This window comes from Alphaproteobacteria bacterium, assembly GCA_005883305.1.
Lineage (GTDB): Bacteria > Pseudomonadota > Alphaproteobacteria > Sphingomonadales > Sphingomonadaceae > Allosphingosinicella.
This window is the reverse complement of the sequence record VBAC01000001.1, coordinates 961106-983303: the sequence shown is the minus strand read 5'-3', so window position 1 is coordinate 983303 and position 22198 is coordinate 961106. Positions and strand designations below refer to the sequence as shown.

Below are 22198 nucleotides of genomic sequence, written 5' to 3'. Positions count from 1 at the left end.
GAATGAATATCTTGTATTTCATCTCAACATTGGCGCTGCAGCCGGCCGAGGCGCCGATCGTCGTCACGGCTTCGCGCGAGCCGCTGGCGCAGGACCAGGCCGCCGCTTCGACGACCGTGCTCGACGAGGAGGCGCTGGACGATCTCTCGCTACCCGCCGTCCCCGACCTGCTGCGCCTTACGCCGGGCCTCGCGGTGGCCAGCACCGGCCCGCGCGGCACCCAGACCCAGGTCCGCATACGCGGCGCCGAGGCCAACCACACTTTGGTCTTCCTCGACGGCATCCGCTTCAACGATCCCGCCGCCGGCAACGAGGCGCGCTTCGAGCTGCTGACCTCGGACTCGCTGTCGCGGATCGAAATCGTGCGCGGGCCGCAATCGGCCCTGTGGGGCAGCGAGGCGCTCGGCGGCGTGGTCGCGGCGGAGAGTGTGGATGCCTTCGCTGCCGCGGGCTTCGAGGGCACGGCCGAATATGGCAGCCTCGACAGCAGCCGCCTCGCCGGCCGCTATGCGCTCACGGCGGGAGATATTGGCGTCATGGCGTCGGCGGGATGGCTTCGCAGCGACGGTATCGATTCGTTCGGCTCCGGGGGGGAGCGGGACGGGTTCGACAACCTGTCGGCCAGCCTCAAGGTCGAAGCGCGGCCCTCGAGCAGCATCCGCCTCGGCCTCGTCGGCCATTATATCGCCGGCGACAGCGAATATGACGGCTTCGATCCGCTCTTCTTCACCCGCGCCGACACGCTCGACGAGACGAAGAACCGGATCGCGGCGGTGCGCGGCTGGGCCTTGGGCGAATGGGGCGGCTGGAGCGCGGAAGGCCAGGCTTCCTATCTCGACAGCGCGAACCGCAACCTGCTCGCGGGCGCTGCGATCAACAGCACCTTCGGCGACCGGCTGACGCTGGGCGCCCAGCTGTCCCGCCGGATCGGCGGCCACCGCCTGACCGCCGCGATCGAGCATGAGGACGAGGGCTTCCGCGGGCGCGACACCGGCTATTTCGGCGGCACCGACCAAGCCCGCAGCCGCCGCCTGACCGCCTTCGCCGGCGAGTGGCGCGCGCAATGGGCCGATTGGATCGTCACCGACCTCGCCGCGCGCCATGACGCCTTCAGCGCCTTCGCCGACGCCACCACCTTCCGCGCCTCCGTTCTGGTGCGCCCGATGGAAGGCTTTGGATTCCACGCCGCTTATGGTGAAGGAATCGCCCAGCCGACCTTCTACGACCTCTACGGCTTCTTCCCCGGCTCCTTCGCCGGCAATCCCGGCCTCCAGCCCGAACGGTCGCGCGGCTGGGAGGCGGGCATGAGCTGGAGCGACGCGCATTTCTCACTCGGCGCGACCTATTTCTCCGCCCGGTTGCACGACGAGATCGTCGACGTGTTCGACCCGGCCACCTTCTCGTCGAGCACCGCGAATGCCGACGGTGTCAGCCGCCGCGAAGGCGTCGAGCTCTCGGCCGGCTACCGCCACGCCGGCTGGCTCAACCTCACGGCCAATTATGCCTGGCTGGACGCCGACGAGCAGCGGGTAGCGGGCACGATGCTGGTGCGCGAGGTGCGCCGGCCCCGAAGCAGCGCCAATTTGTCCGGCTACGGGACCGTCGGGCGATTCCGCTGGGGCGCGAGCCTCGCCTATGTCGGCGCACGCACGGATAGCGATTTCGACCTGTTTCCCGCCGCGACGGTCAGGCTGCATGATTATGCACTGGCCAGCATGAACATCGCCTATCGCCTGATGGGCGGCGTGGAAGCTTATGCACGGGCGGAAAACGCCTTCGACGCCGATTATCAGGACGTGGTCGGCTACAACACCGCGGGACGGACGGTGTATGCGGGTCTTCGCGTCGCTTTCGGCGATTAGCCTCGCCCTCGCGGCGCCGCAGGCCGAAGCGGCTCCGCGAAGGGTGGCGTCGCTCAACCTGTGCACGGACGAGTTGGTTATGCTGCTCGCGGCGCCGGAGCAAATCGTCTCGGTCACGCACCTCGCGCAGCAGGAGCGGGAGACGCCCTTGTGGCGCGTGGCGGGCCGCTATGCCCGCAACGACGGCAGCCTGCTCTCCGTCGTGCCGCTCCGGCCCGATCTGGTCGTGACGATGGGCGGCGGCGGGCGCGACCGGGTGCGGATCGCCGAGCGGCTCGGCATGCGCACGCTCGACCTCCCCTTCGCGCAAAGCCTCGGCGACGTGGCGGAGAGCGTGAGGCGGTTGGCCAGGGCGCTCGGGCGCGAGGAGCAGGGCGTCCGGCTGCTGCGCCGAATGGCCGCGCTGATCCGGAGCGCTCCGCCCGCCGCGCGCGACACGATCTGGCTCGGCGGCGGCGGCCGCACGGTTGCGGCGTCGGGCCTCGAGGCGCAATGGATGCGGCTCGCCGGGCTTAGGCAGCGGCCGATGCAGGGGGACCGGGTGTCGCTGGAGACTTTGATCGTCGCGCCGCCGACAGTCCTGCTTCGGAGCGACTATCGCGCAGGGCAATATTCGAACCAGCAGCGCTGGCTCTCGCACCCGGCCGCCCGGCTCTCGGGCCGGGCGCGCACGATCGCGACCGACGGGAGGCTCTGGACCTGCATGGGACCCTTGCTGATGGGCGAAATCGCGCGGCTGCGCGGCGAGGCGGCCCGGTGACCCGCCCCGTCGCCGCCCTCCTGCTCGTCGCGCTGGCCGCCGCGTTCGCCGCCTCGGTGTTGTGGCCGCTTGCGCCGCTGCTCGGCCTTGACCGAGCGCTCGGGACCGCGGTGCTTACGGAGCTGCGGCTGCCTCGCGCCTTGCTCGCGCTCGCTTACGGCGCGACCCTGGGGGCGTCGGGCGCGGCGATCCAGGCCCTGTTCGCCAACCCCCTCGCCTCCCCCGATCTCACCGGGACGACCAGCGGCGCGGCGCTCGGCGCGGTCGTCACCGCCTATCTGTTCGGCTTCGCGGCGCCGGTCGCGCTGTCGATCGGGTCGGTGGCTGGAGCGGCGGGCGCGCTCGCCTTGTTGCTCGCGCTGGCGGGGCCGCGGGCCGAGACCGCCACCCTGCTCCTCTCCGGGCTGGCGATCAGCGCTCTGGCCGGGGCGCTGACCACCCTGGCCCTGGCGCTGGCCCCTTCCCCCTTCGCCTTCTACGACGCCTATGACTGGCTGATGGGCTCGCTGATCGACCGAAGCCTCGACCAGGCCGCCTTCGCCGCCTTGCCCGCCTTGCTGACGATCGCCCTGCTGATTCGGCTCGGCCCGGCGCTCGACCGGCTCGCGCTGGGCGAGGAGGTGGCGCAGTCGCTGGGCCATGACGTCGCCCGCCTGCGGCTCCAAATCGTGTGCCTCACCGCCCTCGGCGTCGGCGCCTGCGTCGCGATTTGCGGGGCGATCGGCTTCGTCGGCCTGGTCGCGCCGATCTTCGCCCGCCGCCTCACTCGCGGCCATCCCGGCAGTGCGATCCTGCCGGCGGCGCTGATCGGCGCCCTGCTGCTCACCGCCGCGGACCTCGCCGTGCGCATGGCGCCGCTCGGCCGAACGCTTCCGATCGGAGTCGTGACGGCGCTGATCGGCGCGCCCTTCTTCCTCTGGCTGGTCGCGCGCATGCGCTGGAGGCTGAGGGCATGATCCTTGAAGCTTCGGGCCTTTCGCTTCCGGGACGTCTCGAGGACGCCTCCGTCCAAATCCGCGCGGGCGAGCTCGTCTGCCTGATCGGCCCCAACGGCAGCGGCAAGACCAGCCTGCTCCATGCGCTGGCCGGGATCGGCGCCGCGGCGGGCGAGGTCGACATGGAGGGGATCGATCCGCGCACCCTCCCCCCTTCGCTGAGGCCGGCGCACCTCACCTATCTGCCGGCGTCGCGGGACGTCCCCTGGCCTTTACCGGCGCGCGATCTGATCGCGCTCGGCGGCGGCCAGGCGGCGTTTCCGGCGCTCGAGCTCGATCCGCTGCTCGACCGGCGAATCGACACGCTCTCGACCGGCGAGCGCAGCCGCGTGCTGATCGCCCGGGCGCTCGCGCCCCGGCCGAAGCTGCTGCTGCTCGACGAGCCGACCGCCAATCTCGATCCGCTGTGGCAGATCCGGCTGATGGAGCTGGTGCGCGCGGAAGTGGCGCAGGGTGGACGTGCGGCGCTGATCGCGGTCCACGATCTCGACGCGGCCGAACATTATGCCGACCGGGTGGTGGTGATGAATAAGGGGCGGATCGCGGCCGAGGGGATGGAGAAGGTGCCGGAGATTTTCGGCATCGAGCGGCGCGGCGGCCGCTGGAGCGAGGTCAGGAAGCTGGCGGATCCGCGATCATCGCCGTGAAATCCGCCTGGGCGGCGAGCTTGTCGCCGACATAGGCCTTGCCCGCGAACTTGCAGACCGTGGCGCGCTTCTGAACGAACTCGACCTCGAGACGAAGCAGAACGCCGGGCTCGACGGGTGCACGGAACTTCGCGCCGTCGATGGCCATGAAATAGACCAGCTTGCCGGAGCCCGACAGGCCGAGCGATTCGACCGCGAGCACGCCGGCGGCCTGAGCCAAAGCCTCGACGATCAGAACGCCGGGCATGATCGGCCGGTCCGGAAAATGGCCGGCGAAGAAATGCTCGTTGATCGTCACCGCCTTAACGGCGACGATTCGCCGGTCCGGGACGAGCTCTTCGACCCGGTCGACCAGAAGCATCGGGAAGCGATGCGGCAGCGCCGCCATCACCTGCCTGACGTCGAGCGGGCCGACGGAGGCAGGGACAGCGGCGCTGGACTCTTTCGCCATTAGCGGCCCGGCGGGCGCGGGCGCTGCTGGGCCGGCGCGGGCGTCGCGGCGGCGGGCGCCGCGGCCGGGGCCGGCGCGGTGACGTTGAACGGCGTGGCGTTGGCGTTCATCAGCGCCAGCACGGCCGGGGTCAGATCGACCTGCGGCGACGAGGTGAGCACGTCGGTCGTGTCGAGCACGACGGTCGCGCCGCGCTGCTGCGCGACCTGCTGGATCATCGGCTGCATCCGCTGCAGGATCTGCTGAACGACGTAATTCTCGTTGCGCTGCAGCGTCTGCTGCGTGCGGCCGAGCTCGGCGGAAGCCGCGTCGCGGTTGGTTTCGAAGGCGCGGATGCGGGCGGTCAGCGCGGCGTCGGGCTGGCCGTTCGCGGGCAGCGCGTTGATCGCCGTCTGGATCGCCTGCTGCTCGGCCTGGAGGGGCCCCGCGAGCTGCGCCTGGCGCGACTGGAACGCCTGGCCCTGGGCCTGAAGCTGGCCGGTCGCGGCCGCGCAGGGCGTGCAGGTCTGGGCGACCTGGTTGCGGTTGACCACCGCGACCACGGCCGCGGGAAGCTGCTGCGCCTGGGCGGCGACCGCAGCGGTCAAGGCTAGGCCGGCAACGACCGGCGCGAGGAGGAGTTTGTTCATTAGAATGCAGTCCCTACGTTGAAGGTGAAGAGCTTGGTGTCGTCGCCGGGCTCGTGAAGCAGAGCATGGGCGATATCGATCCGGAACGGGCCGAAGGGCGAGTTCCAGTTTGCGCCGAAGCCGACCGAGAGGCGCGGGCTCGGCGAATCTCCCAGGAAGACCTCGCGGAACGGCTGAGTGGCGGAGCGGGTCAGCGATTCGCCGCTCGCGGTGTCGCACGCGCCCCGCCGAAGCGTGATCGCGCCGCCGGTGCCGGTGCAGGCGTTGAAGGCGAGCGGGTTGTTCGGATCGATGTTGATCAGATCCGGCTGGCGAACGCCCCACACCGCGCCGATATCGACGAACACCGACGGGCGAAGGCCGAGCTCGCGCATGCTCGCGCCCAGCGGAATCTCGAGCTCCGCGCGGGCGAGATAATAAGCGCGCCCGCCGAGCGCGTCGTCGACGATCGAATTGGGATCCTCGCTGAGCCTGACGTTGGTCGCCACGCCCGATGCGTCGAGATCGTAGAGATAGGGCGTGCGCTGGATTCGCGGGCCGACGCCGCGAATGTCGAAGCCGCGGATCTGCGGGCTGCCGAGGAAGAAGCGGTCGGTCAGCCGGACCGGATCGTCGGTCGGCGTGCCCTCGTCGAAGCTGTGGATGTAGCCCGCCTCGCCGGACAGCGAGAAGATGAAGTTGCCGAAGACGTTCCAATATTTCGCGGCGAGCAGGCGGGTGCGCAGATAGTGGACGTCGCCGCCGATGCCGGCGAAATCCTGGTTGAACACGATGCGCGTGCCGTGATTGGGATGGAGCCGGTTGTTGAGCGTGTCCCAGACCACCGAATAGCCGGCCGAGGAGGTCAGCCGGTCGCCGATCGTGTCGCAAAGATAGCGGCCGGCGACCAGCGGGTTGCAGACCGCGGGAAGCGGGCCGGCGCCGTCGGGATCGGTGAAATAGATGTCCTGGTTGAGGCTGATCTCGTCGTAATTGAGGCTGTAGCGCAAGGCGAGCTGCAGAGTCTCGGTCAGCGCCAGGCCGGAGCGGACCTGGCCGCCGGTGGTGATCTGCTGGTAGGTGGTGGTGCGGTCGTTGCCGAGGAAGTTGAAGCTGTTGAGGTCGCGCCGGTAGACGTCGAACCCGATCGCGATGTTGCGGTCGAACAGATAGGGCTCGGTGAAGCCGAGCTCGATCGACTTGGAGTAGCTCGAATAATTGACCGCCGCGCGCAGCTCCTGGCCGTGGCCGCGGAAGTTGCGCTGCTGGATCGACATGTTGACGAGGAATCGCTCGATGCTCGAAAAGCCCGCCGAAAGCTGGAGCTGGCCCGTCGCACGCTCCTCCACCGCCACGCCGAGCACCACGCGGTCGGGCGCCGAGCCCTGCTCCTGGGTGATCTCGAGATTGTCCTGGAAATAGCCGAGCGACTGGATCCGGTCGCGCGAGCGGCGGACGCGGACGTTGTTGAAGGGATCGCCCTCCGCGAGGCGGAACTCGCGCCGGATCACCTTGTCCTGGGTGGTCGAATTGCCGCTGATGTCGACCCGCTCGACGTAGACGCGGGGAGTTTCGGCGACGTGGAAGGCGATCCCCATGGTGAGGTTTTCGCGGCTTCGGGTGTATTGCGGGCGCACGTCCGAAAAGGCGTAGCCGAACACGCCGGCCAGCTCGTTGAGCTGGGTGAGGGTGTCCTCGACCAGCTGGGCGTTGTACCAGTCGCCGGTGTGCATCGGCAGCCGCGCGCGGAGCCGGTCGGCGCTGAAATCGCGGATGTCGCTCTCGACGGAGAGGTCGCCGAACTTGTAGCGGTCCCCCTCCTCGACCACGTAGGTGATGATGAAGTCGCGGCGGTCCGGAGTCAGCTCGGCGACCGCGGAGACGACGCGGAAATCGGCATAGCCCTGAGTCAGGTAGAATTGCCGAAGCTTCTGCTGGTCGTAGGCGAGCCGATCGGGATCGTAGGTGTCGCGCGAGCTGAAGATGTTGTACCAGACATGCTCGCGCGTCGCCATTTCCTGGATCAGGCGGTGGTCGCCGAACTCCTCGTTGCCGATGATGTTGATCCGGCGGACTCGCGAGCGCGGCCCTTCGTTGATCTCGAACACCACGTCGACGCGGTTCTGGTCGAGCTGGACGATCTGCGGCTCGACGCTGGCGGCGTAGCGGCCCTGGCGGCGGTAGAGCTCGATGATCCGCGCGACGTCGGCGCGGGCACGGCTGCGGGTGAAGATCTGGCGCGGAGCCAACCGGATTTCCGGCGTGATCTTGTCGTCCTTGATGCGGTGGTTGCCCTCGAGGACGATCCGGTTGATGACCGGGTTCTCACGCACCTGGATGATGAGGTTGCCGGTGTCGGCGCCGGCGATGACGACGTCGGCGAACAATTCCGTCGCGTAGAGATCGCGAAGCGCCTGATCGAGACGCTCCTGATCGTAAGGCTGGCCGATCCGCAGCGAGGTGTAGGAAAGAACGGTTTCGGCCTCGAGCCGCTGATTGCCCTGCACGGTGACCGAGGCGACGTTGCGCGTCGGCTCGGGCGCCACCGTCGTCCCGGGCAGAGCCGGAGGAGCTTCGGGAGCGGCTTGCCCCGCGGGGGCCTGAGCCGGGGCATTCTGCGCCGGGGCTCCGGCAGGGATGGACTGAGCCATGGCCGGTGCGCCAAACCCGCCGACGACCGTTCCGATCATCAGCGCGGTGCACAGTCTACGGCCTTTCGGAAAAACTTCTTTCGCCCTCACGCGTCCCCGCCTTTTGATTGAACGGCCGGATGCAGCGTCCGGCCTCACTCCCTGTAATCGCTCGCCCTGCCCGAACATGCTTAGCCGATCAAGCGGCCAAGCCCACTAAAAAGGCCGAAAGAGGCCAAGTCGTTGAAGGTGACGAAGGCCATCAGCGCCAGCAGCACTGCGAGCCCCGTCCTGAACGCCCATTCCTGGGCTTCCGGCCTGAGCGGTTTGCGCCTCACTCCCTCGATCGCGTAGAACAACAGGTGCCCCCCGTCGAGCAGCGGGATTGGCAAGAGGTTGATGAATCCCAGATTAATTGAGACGACGCTCATCAGCCAGAAGAAGGGCAGCCAGCCGAGACTCGCCTGCTGGCCAGACACTTCCGCGATCTTGAGCGGCCCGCCGAGCTCCTGGAGCGAGCGCCGTCCGGACGCGACCTGGCCCAGCGCGACCATCATCGATTCGACGATTCCGGCGGTCGTTTTGATCGCCGTGCCCGGCAGCTGGCTGAGGGGCAGCGGAGCGAATTCGAGAGCGCCATTGGGGCTGACGCCGAGCAGGCCGGCACGGGCGCGATTGTGGAACTCGTCCTCGCGCATCTCTGCCCGCGTCGTCGCGTGAAGGACGATGGTGCGGCCCTCGCGCCGGACGTCGAAGGCCATCTCCTCCTCAGGACGGAGCATGACATAGGACTGAAGGTCGGCGAAGGTTTCGATGCGGTTGCCGTCGACGCCGACGATCTGGTCCCCCGGCCTGAAGCCCGCGGCCTCCGCCGCGCTTCCAGGCGAGACCGCGCCGACGCCGGCAGGGGTCGTCGGATAGCCGACCGCCGCGAAGATGATCATGAAGGCGACGATCGCGAACAGGAAATTGGTCACCGGGCCGGCGGCGACGATCAGGAAGCGCCGCCACAGCTTCTGGGCCTGGAACGTCTCGGCCCTCTCCGCCGCCGGCATGGAAAGCCATTCGTCGCTTGGCGTAGAGGCCGGGTTCATGTCGCCCTTGAACTTGACGTAGCCGCCGAGCGGGAGCCAGCCGACCTTCCAGCGCGTGCCCCGCTTGTCGGTCCACCCCGCGACCTCGCGGCCGAAGCCGATCGAGAAGGTGTCGGCCTTCACCCCGAACAGCCGCCCGGTCAGATAATGGCCGAGCTCGTGGACGATGATGAGTGGGCCGATGGCAAGCAGGAACGCCAGGATGGTGAAGGCGAGGCCGGGACTGTTCAAATGCGGGTCTTTCCTGTCGCCTCGGCGGCCACGCGCCGGGCTTCGCGGTCGATCTCCAGCACCTCGTCGATCGACCTGGGGGCGGGAGGGTCAAAGCAGGCCAGCACGTCGCCGACCAGAGCGGCGATATCGAGGAAACCGATCCGCCTTTCAAGGAAAGAAGCGACCGCCACCTCGTTGGCGGCGTTGAGAATCGCCGGCTTGGGGCCACCGTGCGACAAAGCACTGCGCGCGAGAGCCAGAGCGGGGAAGCGCTCGAGGTCGGGCGCCTCGAAATCGAGCCTGCCGACGGCGACGAGATCGAGCCGCTCGCAGGGCGTCTCCATCCGTTCCGGCCAGGCGAGCGTGTGGGCGATCGGCACGCGCATGTCGGGCGCGCCAAGCTGCGCGAGGACCGAGCCGTCGACATATTCGACGAGGCTGTGGATCACCGACTGGGGGTGGACGACGACGTCGAGCGCGTCGGCGCCGACGGGGAACATGTGAAAGGCCTCGATCAGCTCGAGCCCCTTGTTCATCAAGGTCGCGCAATCGACCGAGATCTTGGCGCCCATCGACCAGTTCGGATGGGCCACCGCTTCCGTCGGGGTCGCGGCGCGCATGCGCTCGATCGGCCAGGTGCGGAACGGTCCGCCGCTCGCGGTGAGGATGATCCGCCGAACGGATTGCGGATGGGCGCGGTCGAAGCATTGGAACACCGCATTATGCTCGGAATCGACAGGCAACAGGGTCGCGCCGCTCGCCCGCGCGGCCTCGGTCATCAGCGCGCCGGCGGTGACCAGCGCCTCCTTGTTGGCGAGGGCGACCGTTCCGCCGCCTTCGAGGGCGCGCATCACCGGCGTCAGGCCTGCGGTGCCGACGATCGCGGCCATCGTCCATTCGGCGCCGGAGGCCGCGGCGTCGGCGATTGCCCCCTCGCCTGCCGCCGCCTCGACGTCCGATCCGGCAAGTGCGTCCCTCAGCGCCCCCAGCAGCCTTTCGTCGCCGATCACGGCCTGTCGGGCGCCGAAATCGCGTGCCAGCTGGGCAAGGCCGGAAACGTCGGTGTGGGCGGTGAGGGCGCGCACCTCGTAGCGCTCGCGGTTGCGGGCGACGAGATCGAGCGTCGAGCGGCCGACCGACCCGGTCGCTCCCAAGATGGTGATGGTGCGCGCGCTCACCCGGTCCAGAACCCCGCCATCAGCATGACGGTTGTGAGGAGAGCCACGGCGAGCAGCCCATCGAGCCGGTCGAGCACCCCGCCATGTCCGGGGAGCAGGCCGCCCGAATCCTTGATCCCGGCGCGGCGCTTCTCCCAGCTTTCGTAGAGGTCCCCGATCTGGGCGGCGAGGCCCATCGGCGCGCCGGCCCAGCGGAAAAAGGGCTCCAGCTCGAACCAATAAGCGATCAGCCAGCCGGCCAAAGCGGCGCCCGCCATGCCTCCGATCAGCCCTGCCCAGGTCTTGTTCGGGCTGATCCGCGGCGCGAGCTTCGGGCCGCCGATGCCGCGGCCCGCGAAATAGGCGAAGATGTCGACCGCCCAGGTGACTGCGAAAACCCACAGGACGAGCACCTCCCAGATCCATGAGAGGCAAAGCAGGCCGAAGCTCGGGATCGTGACATAGGCGAAGCCCCAGCCCATCTTCGCTCGCCGGCTCGCAGCGGCGATCAGCACGCCGAGACCGGCCAATGCGCCGAACGCCAGCCAGTTGGGCGCCAGATCGGGAGTCTCGACCTCGACCAGGGCTTCGGCCGCGGGATAGAGATATTCGCTCAAGGCGAGCAGGGCTACGGCCGCCAGCGCGGCCGAAACATAGGCCCACCTGCGCGCCACGCGCTGCATGTCGGCCCACTCGACCAGCATGACGGCCGCCGCCGCGGCCACCAGCGCGCGCAGCCACCAGCCGCCGAGCGTCGCCGCCCCCAGGGCGACCGCGATCATCACCACGCCGGCGGCGAAGCGCGTCGGCAGATCCGATTGACCAGCTTCGCTCATAAACCTCCGTAGCGCCGCTCGCGCCGCGCGTAATCGGCAATGGCCGCCCGAAGCGCCTTGCCGTCGAAATCGGGCCACAGCGTGTCCACGAACAGCAGCTCGGCGTAGGCGGCTTGCCACAAGAGAAAGTTGGACAGGCGGTGTTCGCCCGAAGTGCGGATGACGAGATCGAGGGGCGGCAGGCCCGCCGTGTCGAGCCCGGCCTCGATCGCCGCCTCGTCGATCTCGCCTTTCTCCGCCGCCAGCCTGGCCGCCCGGACCAGCTCCGCGCGGGCGCCGTAGTTGAGCGCGATGGCGAGGGTCATGCGGCTGTTGCCGGCCGTCTTGGCCACCGCTTTGTCGACCATCTTCGCGACATCGCTCTCGAACGCGGTGTGATCGCCGAGGATCACGAGCCGGATGCCCTCGCGATGCAGGCTGTCCAGCTCGCGCTGGATGTAGAAGCGAAGCAGGCCGGTGAGATCGCTGATCTCCTGCGCCGGCCGCCGCCAGTTCTCGGAGGAGAAAGCGTAGAGCGTGAGGCATTCCACGCCTGCCTCGCCCGCGGCGCGGAGAACGGTACGGGCCGCCTCGGCGCCGGCGCGATGCCCGGCGGCGCGGGGCAGGCCGCGCGCCTTGGCCCAGCGGCCATTGCCGTCCATGATGATGGCGACGTGCCGGGGAACGGAGCCGCCTTCCGGCCCGGCCCTGGCCGGCTCGGCGGTCACTTCTGGAGGATCTCCCGGTCCTTGGCGCCGAGCACGTCGTCGATCTCCTTGATCGTATCGTCGGTCAGCTTCTGCACCTCGGTGTCGAGGCGCTTATGCTCGTCCTCGCTGATTTCCTTCTTCTTCTCGTCGGTCTTGAGCGCGTCCATGCCGTCGCGGCGGACGTTGCGGACCGCGACCCTGGCCTTCTCCGCATATTGATGGGCGAGCTTGGCGAGCTCCTTGCGCCGCTCTTCGGTCAGATCGGGGATCGGCAGGCGGATGTGGGTGCCGTCGGTGATCGGATTGATTCCGAGCCCCGCATTGCGGATCGCCTTTTCGACCGGCCCGACGTTCGATTTGTCCCACACCTGCACCGACAGCAGCCGCGGCTCCGGTGCTGAGACGGTGGCCACCTGGTTTAGCGGCATGTTGGCGCCGTAGACCTCGACCGTGACCGGATCGAGCAGGGCGGTGGAGGCGCGGCCCGTGCGCAGGCCGCTGAGATCGTGCCTCAGCGCCTCGACCGCGCCGTGCATGCGGCGCTGGATATCGGCCTTGTCATAGGCGGGCATGTTTCTCTCCTCAGTTCTGGACGGTCGTCGCCGTGCCGTCGCCGCCGAGCACGCGGGCAAGATTGCCCCGCTCGCGGACGTTGAAGACGACGATGGGAATGTTGTTGTCGCGGCAAAGCGCGACGGCGGTGGCGTCCATCACCTTCAGATTGTCCGAAAGGACCCGATCGAAAGTGACTGTTTCGTAACGTTTTGCATCGGTCTTCTGCTTCGGGTCGGCATCGTAGACGCCGTCGACGCTGGTGCCCTTGAACAAAGCGTCGCAGCCCATCTCGGCGGCGCGCAGCGCCGCTGCAGTGTCGGTGGTGAAGAACGGGTTACCGGTGCCGGCGGCGAAGATCACCACCCGGCCCTTCTCCATGTGCCGGACCGCCCGGCGGCGGATATAGGGCTCGGAGACCGTGGCCATCGGAATGGCGGACTGGACCCGCGTGTCGACGCCGATCTTCTCGAGCGCGTTCTGCATGGCGAGCGCGTTCATCACCGTCGCCAGCATGCCCATATAGTCGGCGCTCGCCCGGTCGAAGCCGGCGGCCGCGCCCGCGAGGCCGCGGAAGATGTTGCCGCCGCCGACGACCAGGCAAAGCGCGTGGCCGTCGTCGACCGCGGCCTTGATCTCACCTGCGAGCCGGGCGACCGTGTCGGGATCGATGCCGAACTGCCCCTCCCCCATCAGCACTTCGCCGGAAAGCTTCAGGAGGATGCGGTTGAAGCGTGGGCGCGGCATAAGGCTCCCTTGGGTCGTTTGAACAAGCGGACAGGCAGGCGGCGCGCACCTTAATCGGCGCGCGCCACCCTGCCAAGGCGTTCAGGCGACGGGCTCAACCTTGTCCGTCGTCTCTACGTTTTTTTTTACGCCCGAGGCCGCTGCGACTTCGGCCGCGAAGTCGTCGACCTTCTTCTCGATGCCCTCGCCGAGCTGGAAGCGGACATAGGCCTTGAGCGCGACCGGAGCGCCGGCTTCCTTGGCCGAAGCGGCGATCACGTCCTCGACCTTCGTCTTGTTGTCCATGACGAAGAGCTGCGAGAGCAAAGCGTTCTCCTTGCGGAACTTGGCCATCGCGCCTTCGACCATCTTCTCGACGATCTCGGCCGGCTTGCCGCTCTCGGCCGCCTTTTCACGGGCGATGCCGCGCTCGCGCTCGACCATAGCGGGATCGAGCGCGTCGCCGGTCATCGCCAACGGGCTGGCCGCGGCGATGTGCATGGCGAGATGCTTGCCGAGCGCCTCCAGCGCGCCCTTGTCGGCGCCGCTCTCGAGCGCGACCAGCACGCCGATCTTGCCGAGGCCCGGAGCGACCGCGTTGTGCACGTAGGAGACGATCACGCCCTGCTCTACCTCGAGCAAAGCCGCGCGGCGGATCGACTGGTTCTCGCCGATCGTCGCGATGTTGTTGGTCAGCTTCTCCTCGACGGTGCCGCCGCCCGGCCAGCAGGAGTCCTTCAGCCCCTCGATGTCGCTGCCCGTGCCGAGCGTGATCGCGGCGACGGTGCGCACGAAATCCTGGAACTGCTCGTTCTTGGCGACGAAGTCGGTCTCGCTGTTGACCTCGATGATCGCGCCCTTGCTGCCGTCGACGGTGACTCCGACGAGGCCTTCGGCGGCCTGGCGGCCGGCCTTCTTGGCGGCGGCGGCGAGGCCCTTGGTGCGCAGCCAGTCGATGGCGGCTTCCATGTCGCCGTTCGTCTCGCCGAGCGCCTTCTTGCAATCCATCATGCCGGCGCCGGTGCGCTCACGCAGTTCCTTAACAGTCGCGGCCGTGATCTCAGCCATGTCTCGTATCCTTTTGGTGGTTATCCAAAACGCCGTTCGCCCTGAGCCTGTCCTTCGATACGCGGCTTCGACAAGCTCAGCCGCTACTCAGGATGAGCGGTTCGCTATTCAATCCAAACCGCTCATGCTGAGTAGGCATTGAGCGAAGTCGAAATGCCGTATCGAAGCACAGGCTCAGCCCGAACGGGAATGGGTCGCATCCGATATGGGATGCCGGCCCGGACTTATTAAGCCTCGGCTAGCGCGGCCTCGGCCGGGGGCTCGTCCTGCGCGCCGATGTCGACTCCGCGGGCCTGGGCGCCGCCCTGCTTGCCGGCGAGCACCGCATCGGCGATCGCATCGGTGTAGAGGCGGATGGCGCGGCTGGCGTCGTCATTGCCCGGAACCGGGAAGGCGATGCCCTGCGGGCTGACGTTCGAATCGAGGATCGCGACGACCGGGATTCCGAGCACGTTCGCTTCCTTGATCGCCAGCTCTTCCTTGTTGGCGTCGATCACGAACATCACGTCCGGGATTCCGCCCATGTCGCGGATGCCGCCGAGCGAAAGCTCGAGCTTGTCGCGCTCGCGGGTCAGCTGGAGGACCTCCTTCTTGGTCAGGCCCGCGGTGTCGCCGGCGAGCTGCTCCTCGAGGCTCTTGAAGCGCCTGATCGAGTTGGAGATGGTCTTCCAGTTGGTGAGCATTCCGCCCAGCCAGCGGTGGTTGACGAAATGCTGGCCCGAGCGGCGCGCAGCCTCGGCGATCGGATCCTGCGCCTGGCGCTTGGTGCCGACGAACAGCACCTTGCCGCCGGCCGCCGCGGTCTGGCGGACGAAGTCGAGCGCGCGCGCGAAGAGCGGCACGGTCTGCGACAGGTCGATGATGTGCACCCCGTTGCGCTCGCCGAAGATGTACGGCTTCATCTTGGGGTTCCAGCGGTGGGTCTGGTGGCCGAAATGCGCTCCGGCCTCGAGCAATTGCTGCATGGTGACGTCGGTGGACGCCATGTCGTTTCTCCTTCCGGTTATACCTCTGCGCGACCGAGAAACTGGAGCAAGCCCCAGCACCGGTATGATGGCCACGCATGTGGAATGGGCGCGCAACTAGCGTTGCCGGCGTCACAAATCAAGCCGCAGCGGCCATGCCGGCGGACGAGCTATCCCGGCCAGATCCTGTTGGTCTGCGCGCGCTCGACATTCTGCCGCTCGGTCCGGCGCTGCTCGTCCCACTCGGCCTGCGTGGTGCAAACTCGCTGGCGGCGGAGCCTGGACGACGAATCGCCCTGGCTTCTGCACACCATCTTGTTGCGGCGGTCCGGCCCGGTGCCATTGTTGCTCGGTGAAATCCCGGACGGGCTGGCCGCGGTTTCCGACTGGGCTTTGGCCGCGATACCGCTGGCAAAGGCGGTCAGGGCAAAGGCGTATACGGCGGTCCTGCGCATGGTGACCTCCTCGCCCCAGATCCTATCACGAACCGGCCCGCCGAAGAAGCCACGGCGGCGCCTCTCGCGTTTGCATTCGCACGTTGACAATAGAACAAATAGAGAACAATACGACTGCGCGGGGAACAAACACCGTCCTCGTCCGTTATGTGGATAAGTAAGGGGATAAGCTGTGGCTCAAATGCTCTCCATCACCTTTTTCATCGGCCTGCTCATCGCGCTGGGCCTTGTTCTCGAAATCACTGTGAAGGCGCATTGGGACGCGATCGTCGCCGCGTTGCGGGGCGCTCCCCCGCCAAGGGCAAGGGCGGCTGGATCGGCTCGGCCTCGCGCGCCGCGAGCGCGCGCTGCCGTTTGACTCGCGCATACCGCGCCATGCTGACCGGAATCAGCAGCAAATAGATCAACACCAGCACGGCCAGCGTCTGCCAAGGCACGGTGAACAGTGCCGCGCCGATCAGAGCGATGAGGCCGATCGCCTCTAGCCGCACGTTGCGGCGCAGCCTGAACGAGCCGAGCGAGAAGGTCGCAACGCTGGAGATGACCATGAAGGCCGCGAACGCGGTCCACGGCGCGACGAGCCGATAGTCCTTGAGCCAGGCCCATTCGCCGTCGCTCGCCAGCCAGAGCAGGATCGGCAGCAAAATGACGGCGGCGCCCGCCGGGGCGGGAACGCCCGTGAGGAAGCCGGCGGACTTGTGCGGCTGGTCCTCGGAGTCGATCCGCGCATTGAAGCGGGCGAGGCGCAGCGCCATGCACACGGCATAGGCCAGGGCAAACAGCCAGCCTGGCCGCGGCCAAGGCCAGTTCTGCAGCGCCCAAAGATAGACGGTGATCGCCGGGGCGGCTCCGAAGGCGACCACGTCCGACAGCGAATCGAGCTCGGCGCCGAACTTGGTTTGCGCGCGAAGCGAGCGGGCGATGCGCCCGTCCATTCCGTCGAGCACCGCGGCGACTCCGATGAAGGAGACTGCCTGCCACCAGCTGCCTTCGATGGCGAACCGAATCGCGGAGAGGCCCGAGCAAAGGGCGAGCGCGGTGACGGCGTTGGGGACGACGGCCCGCAGCGGAATGCCCCGCCGGGGCTCGGCTCGTCGATCGTCCTTCACTTTCGCGCGCTCATTGGGCCACGCCCTCGATCAGCTCGGAGACCCCGACCCGTCCGACGATCGTCTCCCCGGCGATGGTCCGCTGGCCGAGCAGGACCTGCGAGGAGGTGCCGGCGGGCAGATAGACGTCGACCCGGCTGCCGAAGCGGATCAGGCCGACGCGCTGGCCGGTGGCGACGCGGTCGCCGACCTTGATCCAGGGCACGATGCGCCGAGCGACCAGGCCGGCGATCTGGGTGAAGGCGACCCTGGTCCCGTCCGGCCCCTCGACCAGGATGTGCTGACGCTCATTGTCCTCGCTCGCTTTGTCGAGATCGGCGTTTAGGAACTTGCCGGCGATGTAGACCACCTTGAGGATCGTGCCGGCGATGGGCGTGCGATTGATGTGGACGTCGAACACGCTCATGAAAATGGAGACGCGCACCACCGGATCGTCGGCGAGCCCCTCCTCGCCGATCAGCTCCCTGGGCGGCGGCACGTTGGTGATCATCGTCACCAGCCCGTCGGCGGGCGCGATGATCAGCCCCTCCCCCGACGGCGTCGTCCGCACCGGATCGCGGAAGAAGGCGGCGGTCCAGACCGTCAGGCCGAGGGCGAGCCAGCCGACGACGTCCCAGCCCAGCACGAGCCAGAAGACGAGCGTGATGGCTCCGGCGATGACCGTGAACTTGCGCCCTTCCGGATGGACCGAGGGCCAGCGCCATTTGACGGTGGTCGTGCCGATTTCCGGCTTCTCAAGCGAACTCATGGCCCGCCTTTACGGGCTGCGGCGAGGCGAGACAATGGCAAGCCCGGGCGCCGGGGAGCGCCCGGCCTAGACGGTCGGTTGACACCGTCCCCCCACCGCTTACAGGCCCCAGCCAAATCCAATCCAAAGGAAAGCGCTCAGCCTCATGGCGAAAATCAAGGTGAAGAACCCCGTCGTCGAGCTCGACGGCGACGAGATGACCCGGATCATCTGGCAATGGATCCGCGAGCGGCTGATCCTGCCCTATCTCGACGTCGACCTGCTCTATTACGACCTCGGCATCGAGAAGCGCGACGAGACCGAGGACCGGATCACCGTCGATGCGGCCAACGCGATCAAGCAGCACGGCGTCGGGGTCAAATGCGCGACCATCACCCCGGACGAGGCCCGCGTCGAGGAGTTCGGCCTCAAGAAGATGTGGAAGTCGCCCAACGGCACGATCCGCAACATCCTGGGCGGAGTCGTCTTCCGCGAGCCGATCGTGATCGAGAATGTGCCGCGGCTGATCCCCGGCTGGACCGATCCGATCGTCGTCGGCCGCCACGCCTTCGGCGACCAGTATAAGGCGACCGACTTCGTCGTCCCCGGCGCCGGCAAGCTGACGATCAAGTGGCAGGGCGAGAATGGCGAGACGATCGAGCATGAAGTGTTCGATTTTCCCGGCGGCGGCGTGGCCATGGGGATGTACAATCTCGACGAATCGATCCGCGATTTCGCCCATGCCTGCTTCAACTACGGCCTCAACCGCGGCTGGCCCGTCTATCTCTCCACCAAGAACACGATCCTCAAGGCCTATGACGGCCGCTTCAAGGATCTGTTCCAGGAGATTTACGACAGCGAATTCAAGGGGAAGTTCGCCGATGCTGGAATCACCTACGAGCATCGCCTGATCGACGACATGGTCGCCAGCGCGCTCAAGTGGAGCGGCAAGTTCGTCTGGGCCTGCAAGAATTACGACGGCGACGTCCAGTCGGACCAGGTCGCCCAGGGCTTCGGCTCGCTCGGCCTGATGACCTCGATCCTGATGACTCCCGACGGCAAGACGGTCGAGGCCGAGGCGGCGCACGGCACCGTCACCCGGCACTACCGGATGCACCAGCAGGGCAAGGCCACCTCGACCAACCCGATCGCCTCGATCTTCGCCTGGACGGGCGGCCTCAAATATCGCGGCAAGTTCGACGATACGCCCGAGGTGACCCGCTTCGCCGAGACGCTCGAGCGGGTCTGCGTCGAGACGGTCGAGAGCGGCAAGATGACCAAGGACTTGGCCATCCTGATCGGCCCCGACCAGGCCTGGATGACCACCGAACAGTTCTTCGAGGCGATCCGGGTCAATCTGGAGGCGGCGATGGCGAAGGAAGCCGAGCCGGCCTGACCTTGCTACCCCCTCCCTCGATGGGGAGCGGCTTGGGGTGGGGGTGGACTTCATCATAGGCCACGCGCTTCCGGAGACGCCACCCCACCCCAACCCCTCCCCATCAAGGGGAGCGGCTTTTAAGAGGGGACCTTACCCGCTCGCGCCTTATGCCCAAGCCGATCAGTCGCCCCGGGATGCGCCTGAGCAACGGGAAGCGGTCGAGCAGGCGCACGAGCAAGGGCGCCCTGGCGATCGGGGCGCCTGGCTGAAGCAATCGGCCGATGATCCGGTCCTGTGCGATCTTCTGCGCGGCCTGGACCATTCGGGTCGGGAACAGCCGCCGCGCCTCGACCCGGCCGAGCAGCGGATCGACGTCGTCGCCCCGGGCGAGCGGCCACGCCAGCGCGTTGGCGGCCGCCACCGCGTCCTGAATGGCGAGGTTGATGCCGATTCCGCCGATCGGCGACATGGCGTGGGCCGCGTCGCCGATCGCCAGGAGCCCGGCCCTGTGCCAGCAGGTGAGCCGATCGAGCTTCACCGTCAGCAAATGGAGGTCGCTCATCTCGTCGAGCTCGCCCAGGTCGAGGCCCGGCGGCGCGACCGCCGCGACCTCCTCGCGCACGGCGCCGATGCCGCGCGCTTTGTAGGCCTCGGCCGCGCCCTTGGGGATCAGGAAGGCGCATTGCCAATAGTCGCCGCGGTCGATCATCACCAGCAGCCGCCCGCGCTGGACATTGCCGCGCAGCGCACCCTCCTCGCTCCGCGTCTTGGGGATACGGAACCAGAAGACGTCCATCGGCGCGCCGAGGTCCTCGAGCGGGAGCATATTGCGGGCGATCGAGGCGCGGCCGTCGGCGGCGATGGTTAGTCGCCCGCGCAGCTCGCGGCCGTCCTCGAGACGGACTCCCGCCACCCTCCCCTCCTCTTCGACGAAGCCGCTCACCGGCGCGGTCATTTCCAGCGCGAATTCCGGAAAGGTCTTGGCTTCCTCGCGCAGGAAATCGAGGAACTCCCACTGCGGCATCATGGCGATGAACGGGGCCGGGGTGTCGAGATGGCTGAGGTCGCCGATTGTCCACTCCTGCCCGGCGATGGCGAGCTGGGCGGTCGCCACCCGGTTGTGAGGCCGCTTCAGGAACCGCTGGAGCATCCCGAGCTGGTCGAGGATCTCCATCGTCGAAGGGTGGACGGTGTCGCCGCGGAAATCGCGGAAGAAGTCGGCGTGCTTCTCAAGCACGCGGACCCGGCAGCCCGCGCGGGCGAAGAGCAAGCCGGCCATCATGCCCGCGGGTCCGCCGCCGACGATCAACAGGTCCGTTTCGTGGTCCATGAGGCTGACAATCGCGCCCGTTCCTGCATAAAGGCAAGATGGCTTCCGAATTCAGCACTTCCGGACTTTCCGACGCGCTCGTCATCCTCGGCGCAGCGGGGATCGTTATCCCCGCCTTCGCTCGGGTGCGGATCAGCCCGGTCATCGGCTTCATCCTGATCGGCATTCTGGTCGGCCCGTTCGGCCTGGGCGCGATGACCGGCTTCTATCCATGGCTGAATTACGTGACGATCACCGACGCGCACGCGATCGAGCCGTTCGCCGAGCTCGGCATCACCCTCCTCCTCTTCTCGATCGGTCTCGAACTGTCGTTCCGGCGCCTGTGGGGCATGCGGCGACTGGTCTTCGGGGTCGGCGGGCTGGAGCTGACGGTCTCCGCTCTGTTCATCGGCGCGGCGATTTACTTCGCCGCCGGCAGCGGCTGGGCGGCCGCCGTGGCGCTCGGCCTCGCACTGGCCCTTTCATCGACCGCGGTCGTGCTTCCGCTGGTCGGAACCGCGAGCCCGGTCGGCCGCGCAGCCTTCGCCATGCTTCTGTTCGAGGACCTGGCGCTGGTTCCGATCGTCTTCGCGCTCGGAGCGCTCGCGCCCCATGCAGGCGCCGAGGGCTTTTCGGGGCTGCTCAACACCTTGCTGGTCGGCGGCGCGGTGGTCGCGGTGATGCTGGTGCTCGGGCGCTTCGTCCTCCCGAGCCTGTTCGCCCAGGCGGCGCGCACCAAGAGTCCGGAGCTGTTCCTCTCGGTCAGCCTGCTGGTGGTGATCGTCGCCAGCCTCGCCACCGCCGCCGCCGGCCTCTCGCCGATCGTCGGCGCGCTCGTCGCCGGCGTTCTGATCGCCGAGACCGAATATCATGGCGAGGTCGAGGTGATGATGGCCCCGTTCCGCGGCCTCGGCCTTGGCGTGTTCCTGATCACCGTCGGGATGAGCGTCGATCTCGCCTTCATCGCCGGCAACTGGCAGGCCTTGCTGTTCGCGCTGGTCGGCGTGATGCTGCTCAAGACTTTGGTAACGGCGACGTTCCTTCGGCTCGACGGCGCGCGCAGGGCGGTGGCGGCGGAGACAGGCCTCTTGATGGCCTCGCCGTCCGAGACGACCTTGATCGTGCTGGCCGCCGCCGCGGCCGCCGGGGTGATCGCCCGCGACACCGCCTCCTTCTGGCAGGTGGTGACCGCGATGGGCCTGACGCTGACGCCGCTGCTGGCGCGCGTCGGGCGCGACGCGGCCCAGCGGATCGAGCGCGGCACCGCCGAGGATCCCGTGACGGTGCCGACGCGGGAGGATCCGCGGGCGGTGATCGTCGGCTTCGGTCGGGTCGGGAGGCTGGTGGCAGAGATGCTCGCCGCCCACGGCAAGCCCTATGTCGCGGTTGATTCGAACATCGACGCGATCAAGGCCGGCCGGGCCGAGGGCTTCAGGCTGATCTTCGGCGACGCCGCGCGGCCCGAGCTGCTCGACAAGCTCAACCTCGGGCACGCCAGCGCGCTCATCCTGACGATGGACGATCCGGTGCAGGCGGTCCGGATGGTGAAGCGGGTGCGGGCGTGGTGCCCAGACCTCACCATCGTCGCCCGCGCCCGGGACGCAAGCCACGCCGCCGAGCTCTATCGCGCCGGAGCCACCGACGCGGTTCCCGAGACGCTCGAATCCTCGCTCCAGCTGTCCGAGGCGGCTTTGGTCGATCTGGGCCTGGCGATGGGCCCGGTGATCGCCTCGATCCACGAGAAGCGCGCTGAGCTCAGGCAGCAGATCATGCAGATGGGCGAGATGGAGCAGGAGCCGGTCCAGCGGGGGAAGCGACTCAGGGACGCGTTGATGCGCTAGGGAAGGCTGTTCCCCGGCGAAGGCCGGGGTCCAGGCCCGGCACCCGCCGGGTTTCGGGCGCGACAGGTCTGGGGAAGCCTTCGGCTCCTGGGCCCCGGCCTTCGCCGGGGAACGATTTGGGCGGGC

At 68.0% G+C, this 22198-nt stretch carries 21 protein-coding genes; 6 read left to right on the top strand and 15 right to left on the bottom strand.

All coding sequences use genetic code 11. The annotated features are described in order from the left end of the window. Positions 1–2 precede the first annotated feature (2 nt). Genes E6G92_04855 through E6G92_04840 form a run of 4 tightly spaced genes read left to right on the top strand, consistent with a single transcriptional unit; the run spans position 3 to position 4264 of the window. Positions 3–1862: a TonB-dependent receptor gene (locus E6G92_04855; protein ID TMJ19141.1), complete on the top strand. Its 1860-nt coding sequence runs from the start codon at positions 3–5 to the stop codon at positions 1860–1862. Continuing rightward, positions 1756–2622: an ABC transporter substrate-binding protein gene (locus E6G92_04850; GenBank protein TMJ19140.1), complete on the top strand. Its 867-nt coding sequence runs from the start codon at positions 1756–1758 to the stop codon at positions 2620–2622. The genes E6G92_04855 and E6G92_04850 overlap by 107 nt, the downstream gene beginning before the upstream one ends. Next, a complete protein-coding gene (locus E6G92_04845; protein TMJ19139.1) occupies positions 2619–3578 on the top strand; it encodes an iron ABC transporter permease in 960 nt (319 codons plus the stop codon). Before E6G92_04850 ends, E6G92_04845 begins: the two co-directional genes overlap by 4 nt. Beyond that, positions 3575–4264, top strand: a complete 690-nt coding sequence (locus E6G92_04840; protein TMJ19138.1) for an ABC transporter ATP-binding protein — start codon at positions 3575–3577, stop codon at positions 4262–4264. Before E6G92_04845 ends, E6G92_04840 begins: the two co-directional genes overlap by 4 nt. Here the strand turns inward: E6G92_04840 and fabZ are convergent. From fabZ to E6G92_04770, 14 genes are all read right to left on the bottom strand, one after another. Further along, positions 4230–4715, bottom strand: a complete 486-nt coding sequence (gene fabZ, locus E6G92_04835) for a 3-hydroxyacyl-ACP dehydratase FabZ (protein TMJ19137.1) — start codon at positions 4713–4715, stop codon at positions 4230–4232. The two genes, E6G92_04840 and fabZ, sit on opposite strands and share 35 nt — an antisense overlap. Continuing rightward, positions 4715–5344: an OmpH family outer membrane protein gene (locus E6G92_04830; GenBank protein TMJ19136.1), complete on the bottom strand. Its 630-nt coding sequence runs from the start codon at positions 5342–5344 to the stop codon at positions 4715–4717. Before E6G92_04830 ends, fabZ begins: the two co-directional genes overlap by 1 nt. After that, complete coding sequence (gene bamA, locus E6G92_04825; GenBank protein TMJ19135.1) at positions 5344–8142, bottom strand: outer membrane protein assembly factor BamA; 2799 nt, start codon at positions 8140–8142, stop codon at positions 5344–5346. The genes E6G92_04830 and bamA overlap by 1 nt, the downstream gene beginning before the upstream one ends. A gap of 2 nt (positions 8143–8144) precedes the next feature. Next, complete coding sequence (gene rseP, locus E6G92_04820; protein ID TMJ19134.1) at positions 8145–9278, bottom strand: RIP metalloprotease RseP; 1134 nt, start codon at positions 9276–9278, stop codon at positions 8145–8147. After that, complete coding sequence (locus tag E6G92_04815; GenBank protein TMJ19133.1) at positions 9275–10438, bottom strand: 1-deoxy-D-xylulose-5-phosphate reductoisomerase; 1164 nt, start codon at positions 10436–10438, stop codon at positions 9275–9277. Before E6G92_04815 ends, rseP begins: the two co-directional genes overlap by 4 nt. Continuing rightward, positions 10435–11253: a phosphatidate cytidylyltransferase gene (locus tag E6G92_04810; protein TMJ19132.1), complete on the bottom strand. Its 819-nt coding sequence runs from the start codon at positions 11251–11253 to the stop codon at positions 10435–10437. The genes E6G92_04815 and E6G92_04810 overlap by 4 nt, the downstream gene beginning before the upstream one ends. Beyond that, positions 11250–11894, bottom strand: a complete 645-nt coding sequence (uppS, locus tag E6G92_04805) for a di-trans,poly-cis-decaprenylcistransferase (GenBank protein TMJ20712.1) — start codon at positions 11892–11894, stop codon at positions 11250–11252. Before uppS ends, E6G92_04810 begins: the two co-directional genes overlap by 4 nt. Before the next feature lie 62 nt (positions 11895–11956). Next, positions 11957–12514: a ribosome recycling factor gene (locus tag E6G92_04800; GenBank protein TMJ19131.1), complete on the bottom strand. Its 558-nt coding sequence runs from the start codon at positions 12512–12514 to the stop codon at positions 11957–11959. Positions 12515–12524: 10 nt separating this feature from the next. Continuing rightward, entirely contained in the window at positions 12525–13241 is a 717-nt protein-coding gene (locus E6G92_04795) for a UMP kinase (protein TMJ19130.1), read from the bottom strand. 81 nt (positions 13242–13322) lie between these two features. Then, positions 13323–14288, bottom strand: coding sequence for an elongation factor Ts (locus E6G92_04790; GenBank protein TMJ19129.1), 966 nt, complete (start codon positions 14286–14288; stop codon positions 13323–13325). A gap of 227 nt (positions 14289–14515) precedes the next feature. Next, entirely contained in the window at positions 14516–15274 is a 759-nt protein-coding gene (rpsB, locus tag E6G92_04785; protein ID TMJ19128.1) for a 30S ribosomal protein S2, read from the bottom strand. 149 nt (positions 15275–15423) lie between these two features. Continuing rightward, a complete protein-coding gene (locus E6G92_04780; GenBank protein ID TMJ19127.1) occupies positions 15424–15708 on the bottom strand; it encodes a hypothetical protein in 285 nt (94 codons plus the stop codon). Between the two features lie 239 nt (positions 15709–15947). Beyond that, a complete protein-coding gene (locus E6G92_04775) occupies positions 15948–16817 on the bottom strand; it encodes a phosphatidylcholine/phosphatidylserine synthase (protein TMJ19126.1) in 870 nt (289 codons plus the stop codon). 10 nt (positions 16818–16827) lie between these two features. Then, positions 16828–17565 carry a phosphatidylserine decarboxylase gene (locus tag E6G92_04770; protein ID TMJ19125.1) on the bottom strand — a complete coding sequence of 246 codons (738 nt, stop codon included), beginning with the start codon at positions 17563–17565 and terminating at the stop codon, positions 16828–16830. Between the two features lie 145 nt (positions 17566–17710). Here E6G92_04770 and E6G92_04765 point away from each other — a divergent pair, with 145 nt between their 5' ends. Further along, positions 17711–18940: an NADP-dependent isocitrate dehydrogenase gene (locus E6G92_04765; GenBank protein TMJ19124.1), complete on the top strand. Its 1230-nt coding sequence runs from the start codon at positions 17711–17713 to the stop codon at positions 18938–18940. A gap of 103 nt (positions 18941–19043) precedes the next feature. On the opposite strand, the gene E6G92_04760 is transcribed toward E6G92_04765, so the two are convergent. Continuing rightward, the gene (locus tag E6G92_04760) at positions 19044–20252 is read right to left on the bottom strand and encodes an FAD-dependent oxidoreductase (protein ID TMJ19123.1); all 1209 of its coding nucleotides are present in this window, start codon (positions 20250–20252) and stop codon (positions 19044–19046) included. 38 nt (positions 20253–20290) lie between these two features. Here E6G92_04760 and E6G92_04755 point away from each other — a divergent pair, with 38 nt between their 5' ends. Next, entirely contained in the window at positions 20291–22072 is a 1782-nt protein-coding gene (locus tag E6G92_04755) for a sodium:proton exchanger (GenBank protein ID TMJ19122.1), read from the top strand. Positions 22073–22198 lie beyond the last annotated feature (126 nt).

What these genes read in the sequence shown, in the direction of transcription:
- bamA (TMJ19135.1), bottom strand. Translation starts at nt 8,142, where the DNA reads ATGTTCGGGCAGGGCGAGCGATTACAGGGAGTGAGGCCGGACGCTGCA.
- E6G92_04770 (TMJ19125.1), bottom strand. Translation starts at nt 17,565, where the DNA reads ATGAGTTCGCTTGAGAAGCCGGAAATCGGCACGACCACCGTCAAATGG.
- E6G92_04795 (TMJ19130.1), bottom strand. Translation starts at nt 13,241, where the DNA reads ATGCCGCGCCCACGCTTCAACCGCATCCTCCTGAAGCTTTCCGGCGAA.
- fabZ (TMJ19137.1), bottom strand. Translation starts at nt 4,715, where the DNA reads ATGGCGAAAGAGTCCAGCGCCGCTGTCCCTGCCTCCGTCGGCCCGCTC.
- E6G92_04760 (TMJ19123.1), bottom strand. Translation starts at nt 20,252, where the DNA reads ATGGACCACGAAACGGACCTGTTGATCGTCGGCGGCGGACCCGCGGGC.
- uppS (TMJ20712.1), bottom strand. Translation starts at nt 11,894, where the DNA reads ATGGACGGCAATGGCCGCTGGGCCAAGGCGCGCGGCCTGCCCCGCGCC.
- E6G92_04840 (TMJ19138.1), top strand. Translation starts at nt 3,575, where the DNA reads ATGATCCTTGAAGCTTCGGGCCTTTCGCTTCCGGGACGTCTCGAGGAC.
- E6G92_04830 (TMJ19136.1), bottom strand. Translation starts at nt 5,344, where the DNA reads ATGAACAAACTCCTCCTCGCGCCGGTCGTTGCCGGCCTAGCCTTGACC.
- E6G92_04790 (TMJ19129.1), bottom strand. Translation starts at nt 14,288, where the DNA reads ATGGCTGAGATCACGGCCGCGACTGTTAAGGAACTGCGTGAGCGCACC.
- E6G92_04765 (TMJ19124.1), top strand. Translation starts at nt 17,711, where the DNA reads ATGGCGAAAATCAAGGTGAAGAACCCCGTCGTCGAGCTCGACGGCGAC.
- E6G92_04855 (TMJ19141.1), top strand. Translation starts at nt 3, where the DNA reads ATGAATATCTTGTATTTCATCTCAACATTGGCGCTGCAGCCGGCCGAG.
- E6G92_04810 (TMJ19132.1), bottom strand. Translation starts at nt 11,253, where the DNA reads ATGAGCGAAGCTGGTCAATCGGATCTGCCGACGCGCTTCGCCGCCGGC.
- E6G92_04780 (TMJ19127.1), bottom strand. Translation starts at nt 15,708, where the DNA reads ATGCGCAGGACCGCCGTATACGCCTTTGCCCTGACCGCCTTTGCCAGC.
- E6G92_04755 (TMJ19122.1), top strand. Translation starts at nt 20,291, where the DNA reads ATGGCTTCCGAATTCAGCACTTCCGGACTTTCCGACGCGCTCGTCATC.
- rpsB (TMJ19128.1), bottom strand. Translation starts at nt 15,274, where the DNA reads ATGGCGTCCACCGACGTCACCATGCAGCAATTGCTCGAGGCCGGAGCG.
- E6G92_04800 (TMJ19131.1), bottom strand. Translation starts at nt 12,514, where the DNA reads ATGCCCGCCTATGACAAGGCCGATATCCAGCGCCGCATGCACGGCGCG.
- E6G92_04850 (TMJ19140.1), top strand. Translation starts at nt 1,756, where the DNA reads ATGCACGGGCGGAAAACGCCTTCGACGCCGATTATCAGGACGTGGTCG.